Origin of the sequence: Gemmatimonas sp. (genome assembly GCF_027531815.1) — a bacterium.
GTDB lineage: Bacteria > Gemmatimonadota > Gemmatimonadetes > Gemmatimonadales > Gemmatimonadaceae > Gemmatimonas.
In genome coordinates, this window is sequence record NZ_JAPZSK010000005.1 from 91,557 (window position 1) to 108,552 (window position 16,996).

12 protein-coding genes are annotated in these 16,996 nt (G+C 69.1%); 7 read left to right on the forward strand and 5 right to left on the reverse strand.

Translation table 11 applies throughout. The features are described from left to right. Positions 1-165: 165 nt before the first annotated feature. The gene (locus tag O9271_RS06640; protein WP_298267447.1) at positions 166-444 is read right to left on the reverse strand and encodes a hypothetical protein; all 279 of its coding nucleotides are present in this window, start codon (positions 442-444) and stop codon (positions 166-168) included. 374 nt (positions 445-818) lie between these two features. Here O9271_RS06640 and O9271_RS06645 point away from each other — a divergent pair, with 374 nt between their 5' ends. Next, positions 819-2,024 carry an ATP-binding protein gene (locus O9271_RS06645; protein WP_298267450.1) on the forward strand — a complete coding sequence of 402 codons (1,206 nt, stop codon included), beginning with the start codon at positions 819-821 and terminating at the stop codon, positions 2,022-2,024. 115 nt (positions 2,025-2,139) lie between these two features. Here the strand turns inward: O9271_RS06645 and O9271_RS06650 are convergent, their stop codons facing one another. Next, the gene (locus tag O9271_RS06650) at positions 2,140-5,682 is read right to left on the reverse strand and encodes an amidohydrolase family protein (protein WP_298267452.1); all 3,543 of its coding nucleotides are present in this window, start codon (positions 5,680-5,682) and stop codon (positions 2,140-2,142) included. A gap of 70 nt (positions 5,683-5,752) precedes the next feature. On the opposite strand from O9271_RS06650, the gene O9271_RS06655 reads away from it, so the two are divergent. Further along, on the forward strand, positions 5,753-6,121 hold the full coding sequence (locus tag O9271_RS06655; protein ID WP_298267454.1) for a DUF423 domain-containing protein: 369 nt from the start codon (positions 5,753-5,755) through the stop codon (positions 6,119-6,121). Positions 6,122-6,224: 103 nt separating this feature from the next. Continuing rightward, entirely contained in the window at positions 6,225-7,013 is a 789-nt protein-coding gene (locus O9271_RS06660; protein ID WP_298267457.1) for a sulfite exporter TauE/SafE family protein, read from the forward strand. Between the two features lie 394 nt (positions 7,014-7,407). Here the strand turns inward: O9271_RS06660 and O9271_RS06665 are convergent, their stop codons facing one another. From O9271_RS06665 to O9271_RS06675, 3 genes are all read right to left on the reverse strand, one after another. Next, on the reverse strand, positions 7,408-8,313 hold the full coding sequence (locus O9271_RS06665; protein ID WP_298267459.1) for a hypothetical protein: 906 nt from the start codon (positions 8,311-8,313) through the stop codon (positions 7,408-7,410). A 352-nt stretch (positions 8,314-8,665) separates the two neighbouring features. After that, positions 8,666-9,361, reverse strand: coding sequence for an SDR family NAD(P)-dependent oxidoreductase (locus tag O9271_RS06670; RefSeq protein ID WP_298267462.1), 696 nt, complete (start codon positions 9,359-9,361; stop codon positions 8,666-8,668). Positions 9,362-9,554: 193 nt separating this feature from the next. Next, positions 9,555-12,017, reverse strand: coding sequence for a DNA topoisomerase (ATP-hydrolyzing) (locus O9271_RS06675; protein WP_298267464.1), 2,463 nt, complete (start codon positions 12,015-12,017; stop codon positions 9,555-9,557). Positions 12,018-12,158: 141 nt separating this feature from the next. Here O9271_RS06675 and O9271_RS06680 point away from each other — a divergent pair, with 141 nt between their 5' ends. The 4 genes from O9271_RS06680 to O9271_RS06695 are packed head-to-tail and all read left to right on the forward strand — an operon-like array spanning position 12,159 to position 16,996. Further along, positions 12,159-13,349, forward strand: a complete 1,191-nt coding sequence (locus tag O9271_RS06680; protein ID WP_298267466.1) for a glycosyltransferase family 4 protein — start codon at positions 12,159-12,161, stop codon at positions 13,347-13,349. Continuing rightward, a complete protein-coding gene (locus tag O9271_RS06685; protein WP_298267469.1) occupies positions 13,342-14,472 on the forward strand; it encodes a glycosyltransferase in 1,131 nt (376 codons plus the stop codon). The genes O9271_RS06680 and O9271_RS06685 overlap by 8 nt, the downstream gene beginning before the upstream one ends. A 14-nt stretch (positions 14,473-14,486) precedes the next feature. Further along, positions 14,487-15,887 carry an O-antigen ligase family protein gene (locus O9271_RS06690; protein WP_298267471.1) on the forward strand — a complete coding sequence of 467 codons (1,401 nt, stop codon included), beginning with the start codon at positions 14,487-14,489 and terminating at the stop codon, positions 15,885-15,887. Beyond that, positions 15,884-16,996, forward strand: a complete 1,113-nt coding sequence (locus O9271_RS06695) for a glycosyltransferase family 4 protein (RefSeq protein ID WP_298267474.1) — start codon at positions 15,884-15,886, stop codon at positions 16,994-16,996. The genes O9271_RS06690 and O9271_RS06695 overlap by 4 nt, the downstream gene beginning before the upstream one ends.

A 16,996-nucleotide genomic window follows, 5' to 3' on the forward strand; every position in this document is an offset into this window, starting at 1 on the left:
CGGCGTCACCCCCTCAGGGATCCGCTCACGGGGCGGCGGGGCCGCCGGGGCTGCGCCTCTGCGGAACTGGGGTCAGAGCACCGGCGTCGGGGACAACTTTGAACTCACAACCCGAACTCATAACTCGGAACTGATCGGTTTCGGGTTCCCGACAGCCCGCGTGCCTCAGCGCCCCGGAGCGCCTGTCGGTGCGGGACGGACTTCATGGCAGCGACGCATGATCCGCCTCCGCGCGGGGTCCGGGAATGACAGGAAGTCCACCGACATCGAGTCGGTTCGCGTCTTCGCGCTGGCATAGGCATCGTGGCACTCGGCGGCATTGTGCACCCCGCGCACGGGTGCCACCGCCAGCTTGCCCACCAGCAGTACGAGTCCGAGTGCGAGCGCCGCAGCCATGCCGTAACGCAGCGGACGCGAGTCGTGTGCGGTCGATTGCTGGTTCACAGTGTGCTCCCGCCTCAGGTGATGCGACGATCAGCCGCCTTCACCGTGTAACTCGGCGAGCGGGGGGCCGCGTCACCGCCAGGGTCAGCGCCCCCCCGCGCCGCCCTGCACCAATGCAGCCCCGGCGGCCCCGCCGCCCCGTGAGCGGATCCCTGAGGGGGTGACGCCGGCGCACGGCAGTGCGCCCGGCCACCCCCGAAGAGAGCAGCGAACGGGGTGAGCGGGTGCCAGCCGGGGCGTGTTGCCCGCCACCAAATCGCCGAACGCACCCGGCTGCCGCCCACAACGCGAAACACGTACCCACAACCCGCACCCCGAACGCCCCGACCAAGCGAGTGTTGTTTTACGCAGAATATTGAGTAATTTTACTCAATATGACGAGCAAAAAGCGTCCGTTCCAGCGCCTGGCGGCGGCGACCCTCGCGGCGCGTTTGGCCGAACCTCGCCGATTCATCCAGGTCGTGGCCGGGCCCCGTCAGGTGGGAAAAACGACGCTCGTCCAGCAGGTCACCGATACCCTCGGGGTACCCGTTCGGAGCGCCAGTGCCGACGAGCCGACGCTCAAGGGCGCCGACTGGATCGCCCAGCAGTGGGACGCCGCTCGGCTTGCCATCGCCCACGCGGACGGCGCGGTGCTGGTGCTCGACGAAATCCAGAAGATTCCCGGCTGGTCCGATACCGTGAAGCGCCTCTGGGACGAGGATACCCGGTCGCGGCGCCCGCTGCGCGTGGTCCTCCTCGGTTCGGCTCCGCTGCTGATAGCCCAGGGGCTGGCTGACAGCCTCGCTGGCCGCTTCGAAACCATCCCGCTGGCCCACTGGTCGTTCGCCGAAATGCAGAGCGCCTTTGGCTGGTCACTCGACGAGTACCTGTTCTACGGCGGCTATCCTGGCGCGGCCCCGTTGATTGGCGATCCCACCCGCTGGGCGCGCTACGTGGCCGACAGTCTCATCGAAACCTCGATCTCGCGCGACGTGCTGCTCCTCACGCGCGTCGACAAGCCCGCCCTCCTGCGCCGCCTCTTCGAACTTGCCTGTCGCTACTCGGGGCAGATCCTGAGCTATACGAAAATGCTGGGGCAGTTGCAGGACGCCGGCAACACCACCACGCTCGCGCACTACCTCGACCTCCTCGCGAGTGCCGGCATGGTGTGCGGACTCCCCAAGTACGCCGGCGACGTTGCCAGAAGTCGCGGCTCGAGCCCCAAGTTGCAGGTGCTGAACACGGCACTGATGACCGTGACCAGCGGCATCACCATGACCGAGGCGCGCGCCGACCGCGAGTTCTGGGGGCGGCTGGTGGAGTCCGCTGTCGGCGCCCACCTCGCGAATGCCGCCATGCGCGGCGAATGCACCGTGCACTACTGGCGTGAACGCAATCACGAAGTGGATTTCGTGGTGCAGGCCGGTCGCACCCTCACCGCCATCGAAGTGAAAAGTGGGCGGGCGCCGCAGGCGCATGCGGGGACCGCCGCCTTCTCGCGGGCGTTTCGGCCAACACGGACCCTGCTGGTGGGAGGCGATGGGATCGCCCTCGACGAGTTCCTGACCAGGCCGGTGACGCATTGGCTGGGCGCCTGAACGCGAGAGTCGCCACCCATAACTGAAAACCCAAACTCACGACTCAAAACAGATCAGTTTCGAGAGGTGAGTTCGGGTTTTGAGTCATGAGTGCACGACGACCGTCGACCTCCAACTACGGCCGAATGCCCGCCCCCGCCACCGGCACCGTGTACGCCCACGGCTGCTTCACCATGGGCTTCTGGCGCGGGTGCACCTCGTCGAGCGTGTTGGCGTCGAACAGGCGCCCGTTCACCATCACCATGCGCAGCGTGTTGGTGTTGCGGATGTTCACCAGCGGGTCCTGGTCCAGCACCAGCAGGTCGGCAAACTTGCCGGGCTCGAGCGAACCGATCTCGCTGCCCAACCCAATGGCCTCGGCGCCCACGATCGTTGCCGCCCGCAGCGCGTCGTGGGTGCTCATGCCCCCCGACTGCACGAGCCACAGCTCCCAGTGCATCCCCAGCCCCTGCAGCTGCCCGTGGCTGCCAATGCCCACGCGCCCGCCACGCTCGACGGTCTTCGCGAGATCCTCGGCGTGCTGCCACATGGCGTACTCCTCCTTCACCGCGAAGCCCGCGGGGCCGGGGGCGTTGCCGGCGCCACGACGACGCACCTTGCTGTCGAAGTCCACGGGATGCGTGAAGCGACGCAGCTTGGCGTCGTCGAGCAGGTTCTCCGTCTGGTAGAACCACCCCTCCCCAAAGGGGCCGCCGTACTCCACCACGAGCGTGGGGGAGTTCACCACCTGCGTGGCCTTGTACCACTCGAAGACGTCGTCGTACTTGGGCGTGATCGGCAGCGTATGCTCGATGCCGGGGTAGCCATCGATGCCGTGCGTGATGTTGAGCTTCTGATCGAGCCCGCCCTCGGTGGTGGGCATGATCCCCAGCTCCTTCGCCGCCATGATGATCCACTGCCGCTGCTGCCGGTTGCCGCTCATGTACATCTTGAGCGTCTTGGTGTCGTAGTACTTCGCGTAGCGCGTGAGGATGTCCTTCGCGTGCGCGAGGTCCCGCACCGGCTCGCTGCTGAAGACGCCGGGGCCCGTGGTGTAGATGCGCGGCCCGATCATCTCCCCGTTCTCCACCCGATCGCTGTACGACAGGAAGTCCGTCGTGGCGGTCTGCGGATCGCGCGTGGTAGTGGTGCCGTAGGCCAGCGTGGCCAGGTACTGCCACGTCTGCGTGTTGTGGATGTTGGGCGTGAGCCACTGCGGGTGATAGTGCGTGTCCACCATGCCGGGCATGATCACCTTGCCCGTGGCATCGATGATGGTGGCGCCCTCGGGGATGGTCACGCTGCCGCGCGCGCCCACCGCCACGATGCGCTGGTCCTTCACCACGATGTCGGCGTTCTCGATGATCTCCTTCCCCTTCATCGTGATCGCCTTGGCGCCACGGAACACCACCGTGCCCTTGGGCAGGTCACGCTGGCCGGCCACCTCGACGCGCAGCTCGCTCGCCTTGTAGCCGGGCGGGGTCTTCTTGGTGGTGTCAGCCTTGGCGATCGAGTCGGCACGCGCGATGCTGTCCTTCACCGCCTTCGTGGTGTCGGCACGCAGTCGCGCCTTGCGCTTGTCTTCGACCTTGAGCGAATCGTCCACCACCTTCGCGCGGTCGAGATCGTAGGTGAAGAGCGAGTTGGCCAGCGCCCAGTGCACCTTGCGCCCGTCGGCCGACCAGGTGGCGAATTCGCCGCCAATGGTGTTGAGCTTCTTCACCGGCACCGGCGCCGCCTCCGGCGCGGCGACACTCACCGTGGGCGCCGTCGCACCGACGAGGGGGACGGTGACGGTGTACAAGTCCATGCCCACCGTGGCCAGCGCCTGATCGCCATTGGGTGACATCACGATGAGCGAGGCGGGCGGCGCCGACGGCGTGGGCTCCATGTCGTGCCCATCGTCGAGGTGCATGCCCTGGCTCACAGGACGCGCGCCGCGACCACCAAAGGTGAGCTTGGCTTCCTTGGCCACCAGCGCGCCGTCCAGGTTCCCCGCGTTCGGCGGCATGGGCCCGGTGACGCGCAGGTGGGTCTTGAGATCGGTCCCGTCCCAACGGAACGACTGCAACCCGCCACTGAAGCTGTAGGCGAAGATGCGCGTGGTGTCCTTCGTGAAGTGCGGCGCACTCATACCGCCGGCGGGCATGATGAGATTCACCGCGCCGCCGGTGGCCGGCAACCACACCAACTCGGCGGCCGCAGGACCAAAGAAAGCACCGCCCGCTTCCTGCATTTCGCGCGCGGCGGCACGCGACGCCACCAGACGCGTGCCGGTGGGGGCCCACGCCAGGTCGGTGTACAGCCCGGCCACGGTGGTGAGGGCGCGTGTGCGCCACACGCCCTTGGCGTCACGATCGGCGCGCATGATCTGGCCACCGCGCGCGTCTTCCCACGTCACGTACGCGAGCGACTTGCCATCGGGGGCCCACACGGGGCTGAACTCGCCGCTCGCCGCGTTCGACACGCGCGCGGGCTTCATGTCGGCGAACGCCATCACGTACAGGCGATCGAGCGCCGTGAACGCCAGCGACTTGCCGTCGGGCGACGGCTGCAGGTCGCGAATCTGCCGCGCCGTGAACGTGGGCGTGGTGTCCACCTTGTACGCGAACTTCACCTCGGGGGCCAGCTCCAACTTCACTTCGGCGGTGAAGGGGATCTTCACGGGCGCCGTCTTGTCGATGGGCACGCGCCAGAATTCCCCGCCGTAGCTCACGACGATGGCCTTCGAGTCGGGGGTGAAGGCATAGCCCGGGTAGGCATCCATGGGCGCGCGCGACTCCATGTCGTCGCGCTGCACGGGGAACGCCAGCCACTCCTCCTGCTGCGTCTCGAGGTTGCGACGCATGAGCCCCGTCTTGGTCTCGAAGCGCGTGGCGTACACGAGCCACTTGCCATCGGGGGAGAGCGCCGGGCGCGCGCCCGAGCCGTAGCGCGTGCTCATCTGCGACACGCGGCCGTTCTCGCGGTCCCACACGGCCAGCTGGTACTGGGGGCCGATGCTGTTGTACTGCCAGTCACCGGTGCGCGTGGCGAACCAAATGAAGCGCGGATTGCTGCCGAAGGCGGCGCCCATCTGCTTCTGCGTCGGCGGGGCGGCCGGCTGGGTACTGAGCGGGACGCCGTTGCCCCCATCCACGTGATACATCCACAGCTTGGCAATGCCGCCCAGGCCACCGCTGCGCGAGGCCACGATGTACTTGCCGTCGGGGGAGTACTCGGGGGAGACGTAGAGGTTGTTGTTCCCCTTGGTCACCTGCGTGCTGTCGCGCGTGTCGAGCGCCAGCGTCCACACGTTGTCGCCCCCCGACCGGTCGGAGACGAACACCACCGACTTGCCGTCGGGTGCGTAGCGCGGCTGGGCATCGTACGCCATGCCGCTGGTGAGCCGCGTGGCGGTGCCGCCGGTGATCGGCATGGTGTACAGGTCACCCAGCAGGTCGAAGACGAGCGTCTGCCCGTCGGGCGACACATCGACGCTCATCCACGTGCCCTTGCTCGTGGTGAAGGTGTGGGTGCGTGCGGCCTTGAGGGGGAGACCGGCCGAGGGCGGCGCTGGCTGCGCCGAGAGCGACGCGCTCGCGAGCGCGGTGGCGGCCAGCATTCCCGCCGCCAGTGCGCGCGGCCGGGACAGGATACCCGCCGCCAGTGCGCGCGGCCGGGAGAGGAAGGGGTGCATGGGTCGTCCTTGGGGAAAGAGGCTACGCGTACTCTACAGTGCAACAGTGCCGCTCACTAGATTTCGGCCAATGGACCGCCTCTTCCTCCTCATCGGCGCACTCTCCGCGGGCATCTCCGTGGCCGCCGGCGCCTTCGGGGCGCACGCCCTGCGCGAGCGGGTCGAACCACGCCTGCTCGAGGTGTTCGAAACGGGCGCCCGGTACCAGATGTACCATGCGCTGGCGCTCTTCGCGGTGGCCTGGGTGGTTTCGCGCGCGCCGTCCACAGTGGGCACCGCGGCCGGCTGGCTCTTCCTGGCGGGGACCCTGCTCTTTTCGGGCTCGCTCTACGCGATGACCTTCACCGGCATCCGCGCCCTCGGCGCCATCACCCCGCTGGGTGGGGTCTGCTTCATCGCGGGGTGGGTCTGCCTCGCGCTCGCGTCGCGACAGGGCTGAGCGCTCGCGGCACATGGGGGTGAGGTGATGGGGCGGCTCCACTGAACCGCTCGTCGCTGTGCGGGGGTGACGGAGCCGCGCGCGCGGGGTGATCCTTCCTGACATGCTCCTCACGCAGCCCACTCCGTCCCAACTGGCCGCCATCGCCGCGGTGTCCGCGATCAGCGGCGCGGTGAACTCCATTGCCGGCGGCGGCACCCTGCTCACTTTCCCGGCGCTGCTGGGGCTCGGGGTCACGCCGGTCGCCGCCAACGCCACCAGCACCGTGGCGCTCTGGCCCGGCTCCTTTGCGAGCATGATGGGCTATCGCCGCGAACTGCAGGGTGCCGAGCGGTGGGCCGTGAAGCTCGCCATCCCCAGTCTGCTGGGCGGTCTCACGGGCGCGGCGCTGCTCATGGCCACCTCCGATGAACAGTTCCGCGCAATCGTGCCGTGGCTGGTGTTCGGCGCCACGCTGCTCTTTGCCTTTCAGGGCAAGGTCATGCAGTGGCTGCGGCATTACATCACCGAGGTGCCGCACGGCCCTACGCCCATCGAGCCCACGCGCGCCATGATGCTGGGGCAGTACGTGGTGGCCATTTACGGTGGCTATTTCGGCGCCGGCGCCGGCATCGTGATGCTGGCCGCGTTCGGCCTCATGGGGATGACCAACATCCATCGCATGAACGGCCTCAAGAACTTCAACGGCATCTGCTTCAACGGCATTGCCGCCATCACCTTCGCGGTGAAAGGGCTGGTGAACTGGCCCATTGCGCTGGTCATGGCCATCGGCTCGAGCGCCGGCGGCTACGCCATGTCGGGACTCGCGCAGAAGGTGCCGCAGGCATGGGTACGAGGGGCGGTCTCGCTCATTGGCATCGGCAGCGCGGTGTGGCTCTTCTTGTCCCGCTAGCGACGGGGCTTCCTCCGCGGGGGAACTACGCGTGAGCGACGACGCGTTGGCGCCCACGCGTTGGCAGCAACGTGTTGGCACGAACGCGTTGGCAGCAACGTGTTGGCACGAACGCGTTGGCACCAACGATGAGCCGCGCTGGCGACCACGAACCGCACCAACGCGAGGCAACAACGTGGGGTGGGGTCGGGGGGCGGCGGTGCCGGCGTCGTGGGCGTGGTCTCGGGCGCAGGTGACGTGGTTGCCCTGCGTTGGTGTTCCACGTTGGCGCCAGCGCGGCTCATCGTTGGTGCAAGAGCGTTCGTGCCCACACGTTGCTGCCAACGCGTGGGCGCCAACGCGTCGTTGCTCACGCGCTGTTGCCCCGCGTGGTTCGACCCCGACCCCGACCGGTCTATCGAACCGACAGCTGCTTGATCATGCCGTGCGCCAGGTGAGGCTTGCCGTCCTTCACATCCGGATCAAAGCAAATGATGCCGTACTCGCCCGCGGGCAGATCCACGGTGAGATACACCGTCTGCCCCGGCAGAATGTCGGTAATGCCGCCAAAGGGGATCCCCGGCGGCGCGCCCACGGGCTTCTCGGCGAACTGCGCCATCTCCATGGGCGTCTTGCCGGGCATCAGCTTGGCCAGGAAGAACTCATGCGGCTGCGGGCCGCTGTTCTTCACCGCAATCACGTGCTTGCCCGCCGTGAGCGGCTTGTCGAAGATGAAGTCGTAGTCCTTGAGCGTCAGCGTGCGCGTGGGCGTGGGCGCCGCGCTCCTGTTGGCCGACGGCGTGACCTTGAGGTCCTTGATCATCCCCTTCATCACGTGCGGCGCACCATCGGGGCTGGGGATTACGCAGAAGGCCACGTAGTCGCCCGCCTCGAGGGTGCTGGTGAACTCGGTGATGCCCGCCGAGGCGTTGGGGCCGCCCACCGGCTTCATCCATGCCGGCGGCGGACCGCCCGCCTTGAACCACGCGAGAATGTCTTTCGACGACTTCCCCGCTGGCACCTTTACCAAGTACACGTGGTGCAGCTCCTTGCCCTTGTTGGCGAGACGCATGGTGGTGAGCCCAGACGGCAGCGTGGCCGGCATGTCGAAGGCGTAGTCGGTGGTCGTGATGTTCACGACGTGGGCCGCCATGACCGTGGCCGAGCCGATGGCACGCGACGCCACAGGGGCGTGCGCCATGCCGACACGCGCCGACTGCGCCGCCAGGGGAGTGGCAAGTGGCGACGCCTGCATGAGTGCGGTGCCCAGCAGGACGACCGCAACGAGCGGCCCTTGAGGATGCCGAGGAGTACGGTGCATAAGAAACTCACGGGCAGAAGGTGAACTCTACCTGAACCCCGATAGACCCCGGGCGCAAGCGCAGGTATTGCCGAGCCCTGCCGTAGCGCGTTCCGACGCTGTGCAATCCCAATGCGTGCAGTGTCCTCCCCTCCAGCGCGTGGTCGCCCGCGTGGTTACCCGCGCCCGCATGCGTCAGTGCCAACGCGTCCCTGCCAACGCGTCCCTGCCAACGCGTCCCTGCCAACGCGTCCCTGCCAACGCGTCCCTGCCAACGCGTCCCTACCAACGCGTCCCTACCAACGCGTCCCTACCAACGCGTATTCGATCGCGCGCAGTCCCCCCGCGCAGTTCCCCCGCCCCCGCGCCGCCCCTACCGCTCTCGCTTCGGCGACAGCACCCGCACTTCCACCCGGTGCACCAGCACCTCCGGCGCCGTGTTCACCACACTCATCACGGCCGCCGCCACATCGTCAGGGCGCAACTGCGCGCTTCCCTTGGGGGCACTACGCCCCGAAAACGCCGTCTCCACCGACCCCGGGCTCACGACGCTCACCTTCACCCCGGCGTCGCGTACCTCCAGCATGAGATTCTCGGCGAACCCCATCACCGCATGCTTCGTGGTGGCATACCCCGCCCCGCCCACGAAGGCGCTGCGACCGGCAATGGAACCGATGATCACCACGTGCCCGCGCCCGCGCGCCACCATCCCCGGCAGCAGCGCGCGCGTCACGTGAAACAGCGCATTCACGTTCACGTCCATCATGCGCTGCCACTCGGCAGGTGCGAGTTCAAGCAGCGGCTTCATCACCCCAACACCCGCGTTGTTCACCAGCACCTCCACCGCGCGGCCCTGCAACGCCTGCGAAACCGCCGCGCCATCGGCCACATCCAGCACCAGCGCCTCCGCCTGACCACCGGCCGCCGTGATCTCGTCCACGACGCCGCGCAGCGCCGCCGCATCGCGCGCGGCCACGATCACGTGGTGCGTGGCCGCCAGACGAAGCGCGATGGCGCGCCCGATCCCGCGGGAGCCACCAGTCACAAGAGCGACGGGGTTGTTGGTCATGGGCACACGCTATGTGGCGCGCACCACGCCGGCAAGCAGATCAGGTCGCTGCGGACCACCACACGACCGCACCGCTGCACGATCCGGCCACCGCCCTGCACACACGGGAACACTCGCGGGATGCGGACCGGCACCACGCGCCGGCGCCGCACCCCACCTGCACCCCACCTGCGCCCCGCCGCGCCGCGTCCCGTCAATCCGCCGGCGTCGCCACCAGCGCCACCGCCGTAAGCAGCCCCGGCCACGCCGACTGCGGCGACGCCTTGGTTGCGCGCGTCACCACCGGGGCCTCGGCCAGGTCCACCTCGAAGGTACTCCCCGCCCCCGACAGGAAGCGCACACCCACCTCGGCGCCCGTGGTCACCACGCCCACCACCGCGCCCACGCGTTCGGCCGACGTGAGCAGCTGCACCCCCTGCCCCCCGCGCCCCTGCAGCGGAATGGATTCCACCGCCACCTGCTTCACATGCCCCAGCGTCGTGCCGGCGCACACCGACTGGCCCCCGTGCACCACGGCCATCGACACCACGGCATCATCGTCCTTGAGCACGATGCCGCGCACGCCACCGGCGTCACGCCCCATGTCGCGCACCTCCGACTCGTGGAAGCGAATGACCTGTCCGTGGCGTGTGGCCAGCAGCAGCTCGTCCTGCCCCGTGGTGAACGCCGCCCCCACCAGCTTGTCTCCCGCGTCCAGGCGAATGGCCTTGATGCCGGCCAGGCGCGCGTTGCGGAACTCCCGGATGCCGGTGCGCTTCACCTGCCCCGTGGCCGTCACCATGGTCACGAAGAGCGGATGCGCGAAGTCGCGCACGATGGCACCAAGCACCGGGGCCCCCTGCTTCGGCCACTCGATGACATCCTTGAGCGGCGTCCCGCGCCCGCTGCGTGCCGCGGTGGGCAGCTCGCTGCCGAAGAGCGTGAACGCCTGTCCGTCGGTGGAGAGCACGAACACGCTCTCCGTCTGCCGCAGCCGCCCCTTCACCATGGGCAGTTCGTCGGTGGGCACCTCGCGCTCGGCGTCGCCACTGTCCTTGCGCGCCCGCCCGCTGGGCAGCGGCTGCTGCAGCACGCGCCCGCCGTACGTCACCACGCCCACCACCTCGGCGTCGGCCACCGTTTCCGCCACCTCGTCGGCCGTCTCCAGCGACACGATTTCAGTGCGCCGCGCATCGCCGAAGCGGTCCACGATCTCCTGCACCTCCACCGCGAGCGCCGCCATGCGCTTCTCCGGTGACGCCAGCAACGCCGCCAGCTCCTTGATGCGCGCCTTGAGCTCCTTCGCTTCGGTCTTGAGCGCCGTGACCTCGAGCCCGGTGAGCTTGGCCAACCGCAGCGCGAGGATGGCGTCGGCCTGGATCTCGCTGAGCGTGTACTCCTTGCGCAGCCGCGCGTGCGCCTGCTCGGTGTCCCTGGCGGTCTTGATGAGCTGCACCACGCGGTCGATGTCGTTCACCGCAACGAGCAGCCCCTCCACGATGTGCAGCCGCGCTTCCGCCTTGGCCTTCTGAAACTCGGTGCGCTTGACCAGCACCTCGTGCCGGTGCGTGATGTAATGGTCGATGAGACCACGCAACCCGAGCTCACGCGGCACCAGGCGCCCGTGCTCCGGCACGAGGCACAGGTTGATGACGCCGAAGGTGACCTCGAGCCCCGTGAGCTTGTACAGGCGCGCCAGCAGCTTCTTGGGCTCGGCGTCGCGCTTGAGCTCGATGACCACGCGCAACCCCTCGCGGTCGGACTCGTCGCGCAGCGCGCTGATCCCCACCAGCTTCTCGTCCTTCACCAGGTCGGCAATCTGTTCGATGATGCGCGCCTTGTTGGCCTGGTACGGCAGTTCGGTCACCACCAGCTGCGCGCGCGTGCTCCCCGGCCGTGCCTCGAGCACCACCCGCGCGCGGTTGATGAGGCGGCCGCGCCCCGTCTCCATGTACTGCCTGATCCCGTCCTTGCCCACGATGAGCGCCGCCGTGGGGAAGTCGGGGCCCTTCACGATCTTGCGCAGCTCATCGAGCGCCACCGTGGGCTCCTCGATGACGCGAATGATGGCCTTGCCGATTTCGCGCAGGTTGTGTGGCGGCATGTTGGTGGCCATGCCCACGGCAATGCCGCTCACCCCGTTCACGAGGAGATTGGGGATGGCCGCCGGCAACACGGCGGGTTCCTTGAGGCGATCGTCGAAGTTGGGCACGAAGCCCACCGTGTCCTGATCGATCCCCTCCAGCAGCGCCACCCCCGGCGCCGCCATGCGCGCCTCGGTGTAGCGGTACGCCGCCGCCGGGTCACCGTCGATGGAGCCGAAGTTGCCCTGCCCTTCGATGAGCGGATAGCGCAGCGAGAAGTCCTGCACCATGCGCACGAGCGCGTCGTACACGCTGCTGTCGCCGTGCGGGTGGTACTTGCCCAGCACATCGCCCACCACCGTCGCCGCCTTCTTGAACGGGCGCCCCGGCGCGAGCCCCAGTTCGTTCATGGCGTACAGGATGCGGCGGTTCACCGGCTTGAGGCCGTCACGCACATCGGGCAGCGCACGCGACGTGATCACGCTCATCGAGTAGTTGATGAACGAGGCCTTCATTTCGTCGGTGACTTCCCGCGGCATGACGCGCTCGCGGCGCGGCGTGGGAGCAGGTGCGGACTTGGTGCGGGGGGGCATCGGCAACGGCAAACGAGTAGGACCGCGTGACGTGGACGGCGTCACAGACATCGGGAGTGACAATTAACGCACCGACGGCGCACATTGGCACCCGCCACCTCGGCCATTGACAATTGGGCGGCGCTGTTCCCGTATTCGCGCGTGAACCCGAGCATGCATCTCGTCTACCTCTGCGGGGAGTATCCCCCGGCGTCGCACGGCGGGATTGGCACGTTCACCCGCGCCATGGCCCACGCCATGACGGCACGCGGGCACACGGTCACGGTGCTGGGGGTGCAGCGCGGCCTGACGGCCGTGCACGACGCGCGCGACGGCCTCGTGCGTGTGCTGCGCCTCCCCTCGCGCGGGGGCGGCGTGGGGGTGCTGGCCGACGCGCGCGCGCTGGGGCGGGCGCTGGCCGCGGTGCACACGCAGCAGCCGGTGCAGCTGGTGGAGGGGCCGGAGGGCGCCTTTGCGCTGCTGCCGCTGCCGCGCGGCGTGGCGCGTGTGGTGCGCCTGCACGGCGGGCACCACTTCTTTGCGCACCTCGAGGGGCGCCCGCTGCGCCACGGGCGCGCCTGGGCCGAACACCGGTCACTGCGCCGCGCCACGCACCTGTGCGCCGTGAGCGACTTCGTGGCGCGCACCACCACCGCGCTGGTGCCGGCCGTGGCGGCGCGGCCGGTCACGGTACTCCCCAACCCCGTGGACACGCTTCAGTTCGCCCCCCGCCCCGACGTGACGCCGCTCCCCGGGCAGCTGCTCTTCGTGGGCACGCTGTGCAACAAGAAGGGGGTGCGCGAGCTGCTGCAGGCCTTTACTGCCGTGGCGCCGCAGCTGCCGCAGGCCACGCTCGAGCTCATTGGCCGCGACAGCCGGGACCCGGCCACCGGCGGTTCGTATGGCCAGGCCATGGCCGCGCTCGTTCCCTCGGCGCTGTCCTCGCGCGTACGCTTTGCCGGGGTGCGGCCGCACGCCGAGGTGGCCGAGGCGCTCGCGCGCGCCACGGTGTTCGTTTTTCCCTCCAAGGCTGAAGCGCAGGGGTTGGCGGCGCTCGAAGGCATGGCCACCGGCACCGCCTGCATCATCAGCGCGCTGGGGCCAGGCCCCGAAACGGCGGTGCACGAGGAGAGTGCGCTGCTGGTGGACCCCACCAACGTGCCGGCGCTGGCCGCCGCCATCACGCGCCTGCTCACCGATGCGCCGCTGCGCGCGCGCCTGGGTGCGGCCGCCCGCGCGCGCTGCCTCGAGCACTTCGCTCTGGCGCAGCTGGCTCCGCGCAACGAGGCGTTCTATGCGCGCTGCGTGGCCGACGTGCGCGGCGAGGTGCGCGGCGAGGTGCGGGGTGGATAGCCCGCTCGGCGCGCTGGTGCCGCGGCTGGCCATCGTGTCGCACGTGGTGCACTACCAGCACGACGGGCAGCTACACGCCTACGGCCCGTACGCGCGGGAGATCGACGTGTGGGCGTCGCTCTTTCCCGAGGTGGTGATCGTGTCGCCGCTGCGCCACGCGCCACCGCCCGCCGATGCCGCCCCGCTGGCGGCGCGCAACGTGGTGGTGCGGGCCTTTCCCGAGTCGGGGGGGGTGAGTGCAGCGGCCAAGCTCTGGCAGGCGGTGCGGGCGCCGTGGCTGGCGTGGCGGCTCTGGCGGCTGTTGGGCGATGCCAACGCCATTCACGTGCGCTGCCCCGGCAACGTGGGGCTGCTGGGGGCGCTGGTGGCGCCGCTGCGGTCGCGCCGGCTGGTGGCCAAGTACGCCGGGCAATGGGGCGGCTATGCGGGGGAGGCGGCCACGGTGCGCTGGCAGCGCTGGCTGCTGCGCTCCCGCTGGTGGCGCGGCCCGGTCACGGTGTACGGCCGGCACCCGAGCGACCCGCCGCACATCGTGAGCTTCTTCACGGCCTCGTTCACCGGTGAGCAGTTGGCGCGGGCCCGGCGGTCCGCGGCGGCACGCCCCCCGGCGCCGACGCCGCCGTATCGCGTGCTGTTCGTGGGGCGACTGAGTGCGGCCAAGCGGGCCCACGTGGTGCTCGAGGCGGTGGCGCAGCTGCCCGCCACGGTCGTGAGCGCCTGCACCATTGTGGGCGATGGCCCCGAACGGGCGCGTCTCGAGGCGCAGGGGGCGGGAGACCCGCGGGTGCGCTTTGCCGGTGCCCTGCCCTTTGCCGACGTACTGGCGCAGTACGAGCAGCATGATGTGCTGGTGCTGGTGAGCGAAACCGAGGGCTGGCCCAAGGTCGTACATGAGGCGCAGGCGTTTGGGATGCGGGTAGTCACGCGCCACGACAGCGCAGCTGGAAACGCGCGGCCGGCGCCGGCGCTGTTTACGGCGGCTGACGTGGCGCGCGCCATCGCGTGCCCACCGCCGCACCACGCGGGTGCGCCTGGCAATGGGCCCACGGCGACGTACGACCTGAACGCCCTCGGGAAATCGCTGCAGGCGCTCCTTTCCCAGCTCTGGAGCCTTCCCGAGTGAATAGATTTCCATGAATGACGGGCCCAGTTCCCCGACCTCTGTACTTCCCCGACGGCGCCGTCGCCGATAGCCTCGATGGGCGCGGCGGTGTGCCCGCCGCGCCCGGTGCGGTGCTGCTGCTCCCGGTGCTGCTCACGCTGGTGCTGTGTCACCTGGCGCTGGGTGTGGGCATTTCCATGGACGACCGCCTCGTACGCGTGCACGGGGCCATCGTGGTTGGCGCCACGCTGCTGGCGGCCGTCACCGACGGTGCGGCGCGGCTGCCGTATGCCTTTGCCTACGTGGCGGGGAGCGAGGTGCTCTGGCGCTTCATGCGCGACGGGCTGCCGTGGGAAACGGCCAAGTACCTGTGCGTCCTGGCCGGGGCGCTGGCCATCGTGCGCTTCCGCAGCACGTCGGGCCCCCCCCTGCTGCTTGTGGCCTTTGCCCTGCTGCTGCTGCCATCGGTGCTGGTGCCGGCGGGGCAACCCGACATCTCCGACAAGTCGCTGCGGCAGGGCACACTCACCACGCTGGCGCCGGCGTTCGCGCTGCTCATGATGAGCTGGGCGCTCACCAGCGAGCGGGCCAACCGCCCCAACACCATCAAGCTGCTGCTCGCGCTGGCGCTGCCCATCGTGTCTATCGCGGCGCTCACGGGGCACCGTACGCTCACCGCCACCGAGATCGTCTTTACCGGCGAGAGCAACTTTACCACATCGGGAGGCTTCGGCCCCAATCAGGTGTCCACCGTGCTTGGCGTGGGGGCGCTGGCCTGCATGCTGGTGGCGGCACTGCACCGGCGGCTGCTGGTGTCGCTGCTGGCGCTGCTGGTGGCCACGGGGCTGGCGGTGCAGAGCGCCATGACCTTTTCACGCGGCGGGCTATACGCCGCGGTGTTGGCCATTGTGGGCGGCATGATCATGGCCCCCGGGTCTCCCGTGGTGCGCCGGGCGTTGGTGCCCGCCGCCGCCGCACTGGTGGGCGGGCTGGCCGTGGTGCTGCCGATCGTCAACGGCTTCACCGGGGGCTTCCTGCTCAAGCGCTTCCAGGAGACCGGCACCACGAACCGATGGGAGCTACTGCTCGATGACCTGCAGCTCTTTCTCCAGCATCCTATTCTCGGAGTAGGCCCGGGCCAGTCGAAACACGCGCGGGTGACTTTCGAAGCGACGGCTAGCCATACCGAGTTCACGCGCATGCTGTCAGAGCACGGTAGTCTCGGGCTCATCGCCATGCTCTGCCTCTTTGCCTATGTACTGGGGCAAGTGCGCAAGGCGCGCGACGCCGACCACCGCTTTGTTATCGTGGTCATGACCGTGTGGGCCCTGGCCTCGCAGCTGCACGCCGCGCTGCGCACGCTGGCCCCGGTGCTCATGTTGGCCCTGCTTGCCACGCAGCTCACGCATCGCTCGGACGGCACTGCGCCGCAATGATCCTGCACGTCATCGATGCGCTCAATCGGGGCGGCGCGGAGCGCGTGCTGGTGGACCTGGTCACGGCGCTATTGCCGCTGGCAAACGAGGCCATGGGCGCCTGCACCACCCGCGCTCCCGGTGAGCTTAGTGGCGAGTTGCCGGCGGCGGTACGCCACTTCTCCATCACTCGGCAGGAACGCTGGGACTTTCGTGCACTGCGCCACTTTCGTCGGCTGGTGCGCGCGGAGCAGGTGACACTGGTGCACGTGCACAGTCGCTCCACGCTGGCGTTTGTGGCCGCCGCGCTCGCCGGCCGCCCTGGGCGCCCGCGCATCGTCATGCACGACCACTTCGGTCGGTTGGCACTCGAGCCACACGCAAGCCGCGCCTACCGCTGGATTGTTGGGCGCTACGTTGATCACTACATCACCGTCTCCGAAGAACTGCACCAGTGGGCCATGACCCGGCTTGGCCTACCGCCAAGCCGCTGCACCATGATCAACAACGGAGTGCCCATGGCCCGCTTTCAGCGGCTGCACACCCACCGGGGGAACCGCCATGGCACCAAACTCCGGGCGCTCTTTGTGGCTAACCTGCGCCCCGAAAAGAATCACTTGGCACTGGTGCGTGCCATTGCCATGTCCCCGGTGCTACGGCGGACACTGCACGTACAGCTGGTGGGATCGGGCGCCGCGGGCGTACACGGCGAGGAAGTCGCTGCGCTCATTCAACGTCTGGGCGTTCGCGACAACATCGCGCTGCACGGCGCCAGCGACCGCGTGGACGAGCTGCTCGCCGCGGCGGACTTCGGCATCGTGGCCTCGCGCTCGGAAGCGGGACCGGTGGTCGCCATCGAGTACATGGCGGCCGGCCTTCCCTATGTCTCCACCCCGGTGGGCAATATCTTTGCAACCGCCCGGGCCCACGAGTGCTGTATCGTGTCCGAGGGACGCCGCGCCGAGGATCTGTCGGCGGCCCTCGAGCGCATGTGCGCGCTGAGCGATACCGAACGTACCGGCATGGGGGCACGCGCCCGGGTGCTCGTGGCCGAGCGGTTCTCGGTCGAGCAGCAGGCGAGCACGGTGGCGTCGCTATACACCGCGCTGCGGCACGGCGCCGCGGCGTGA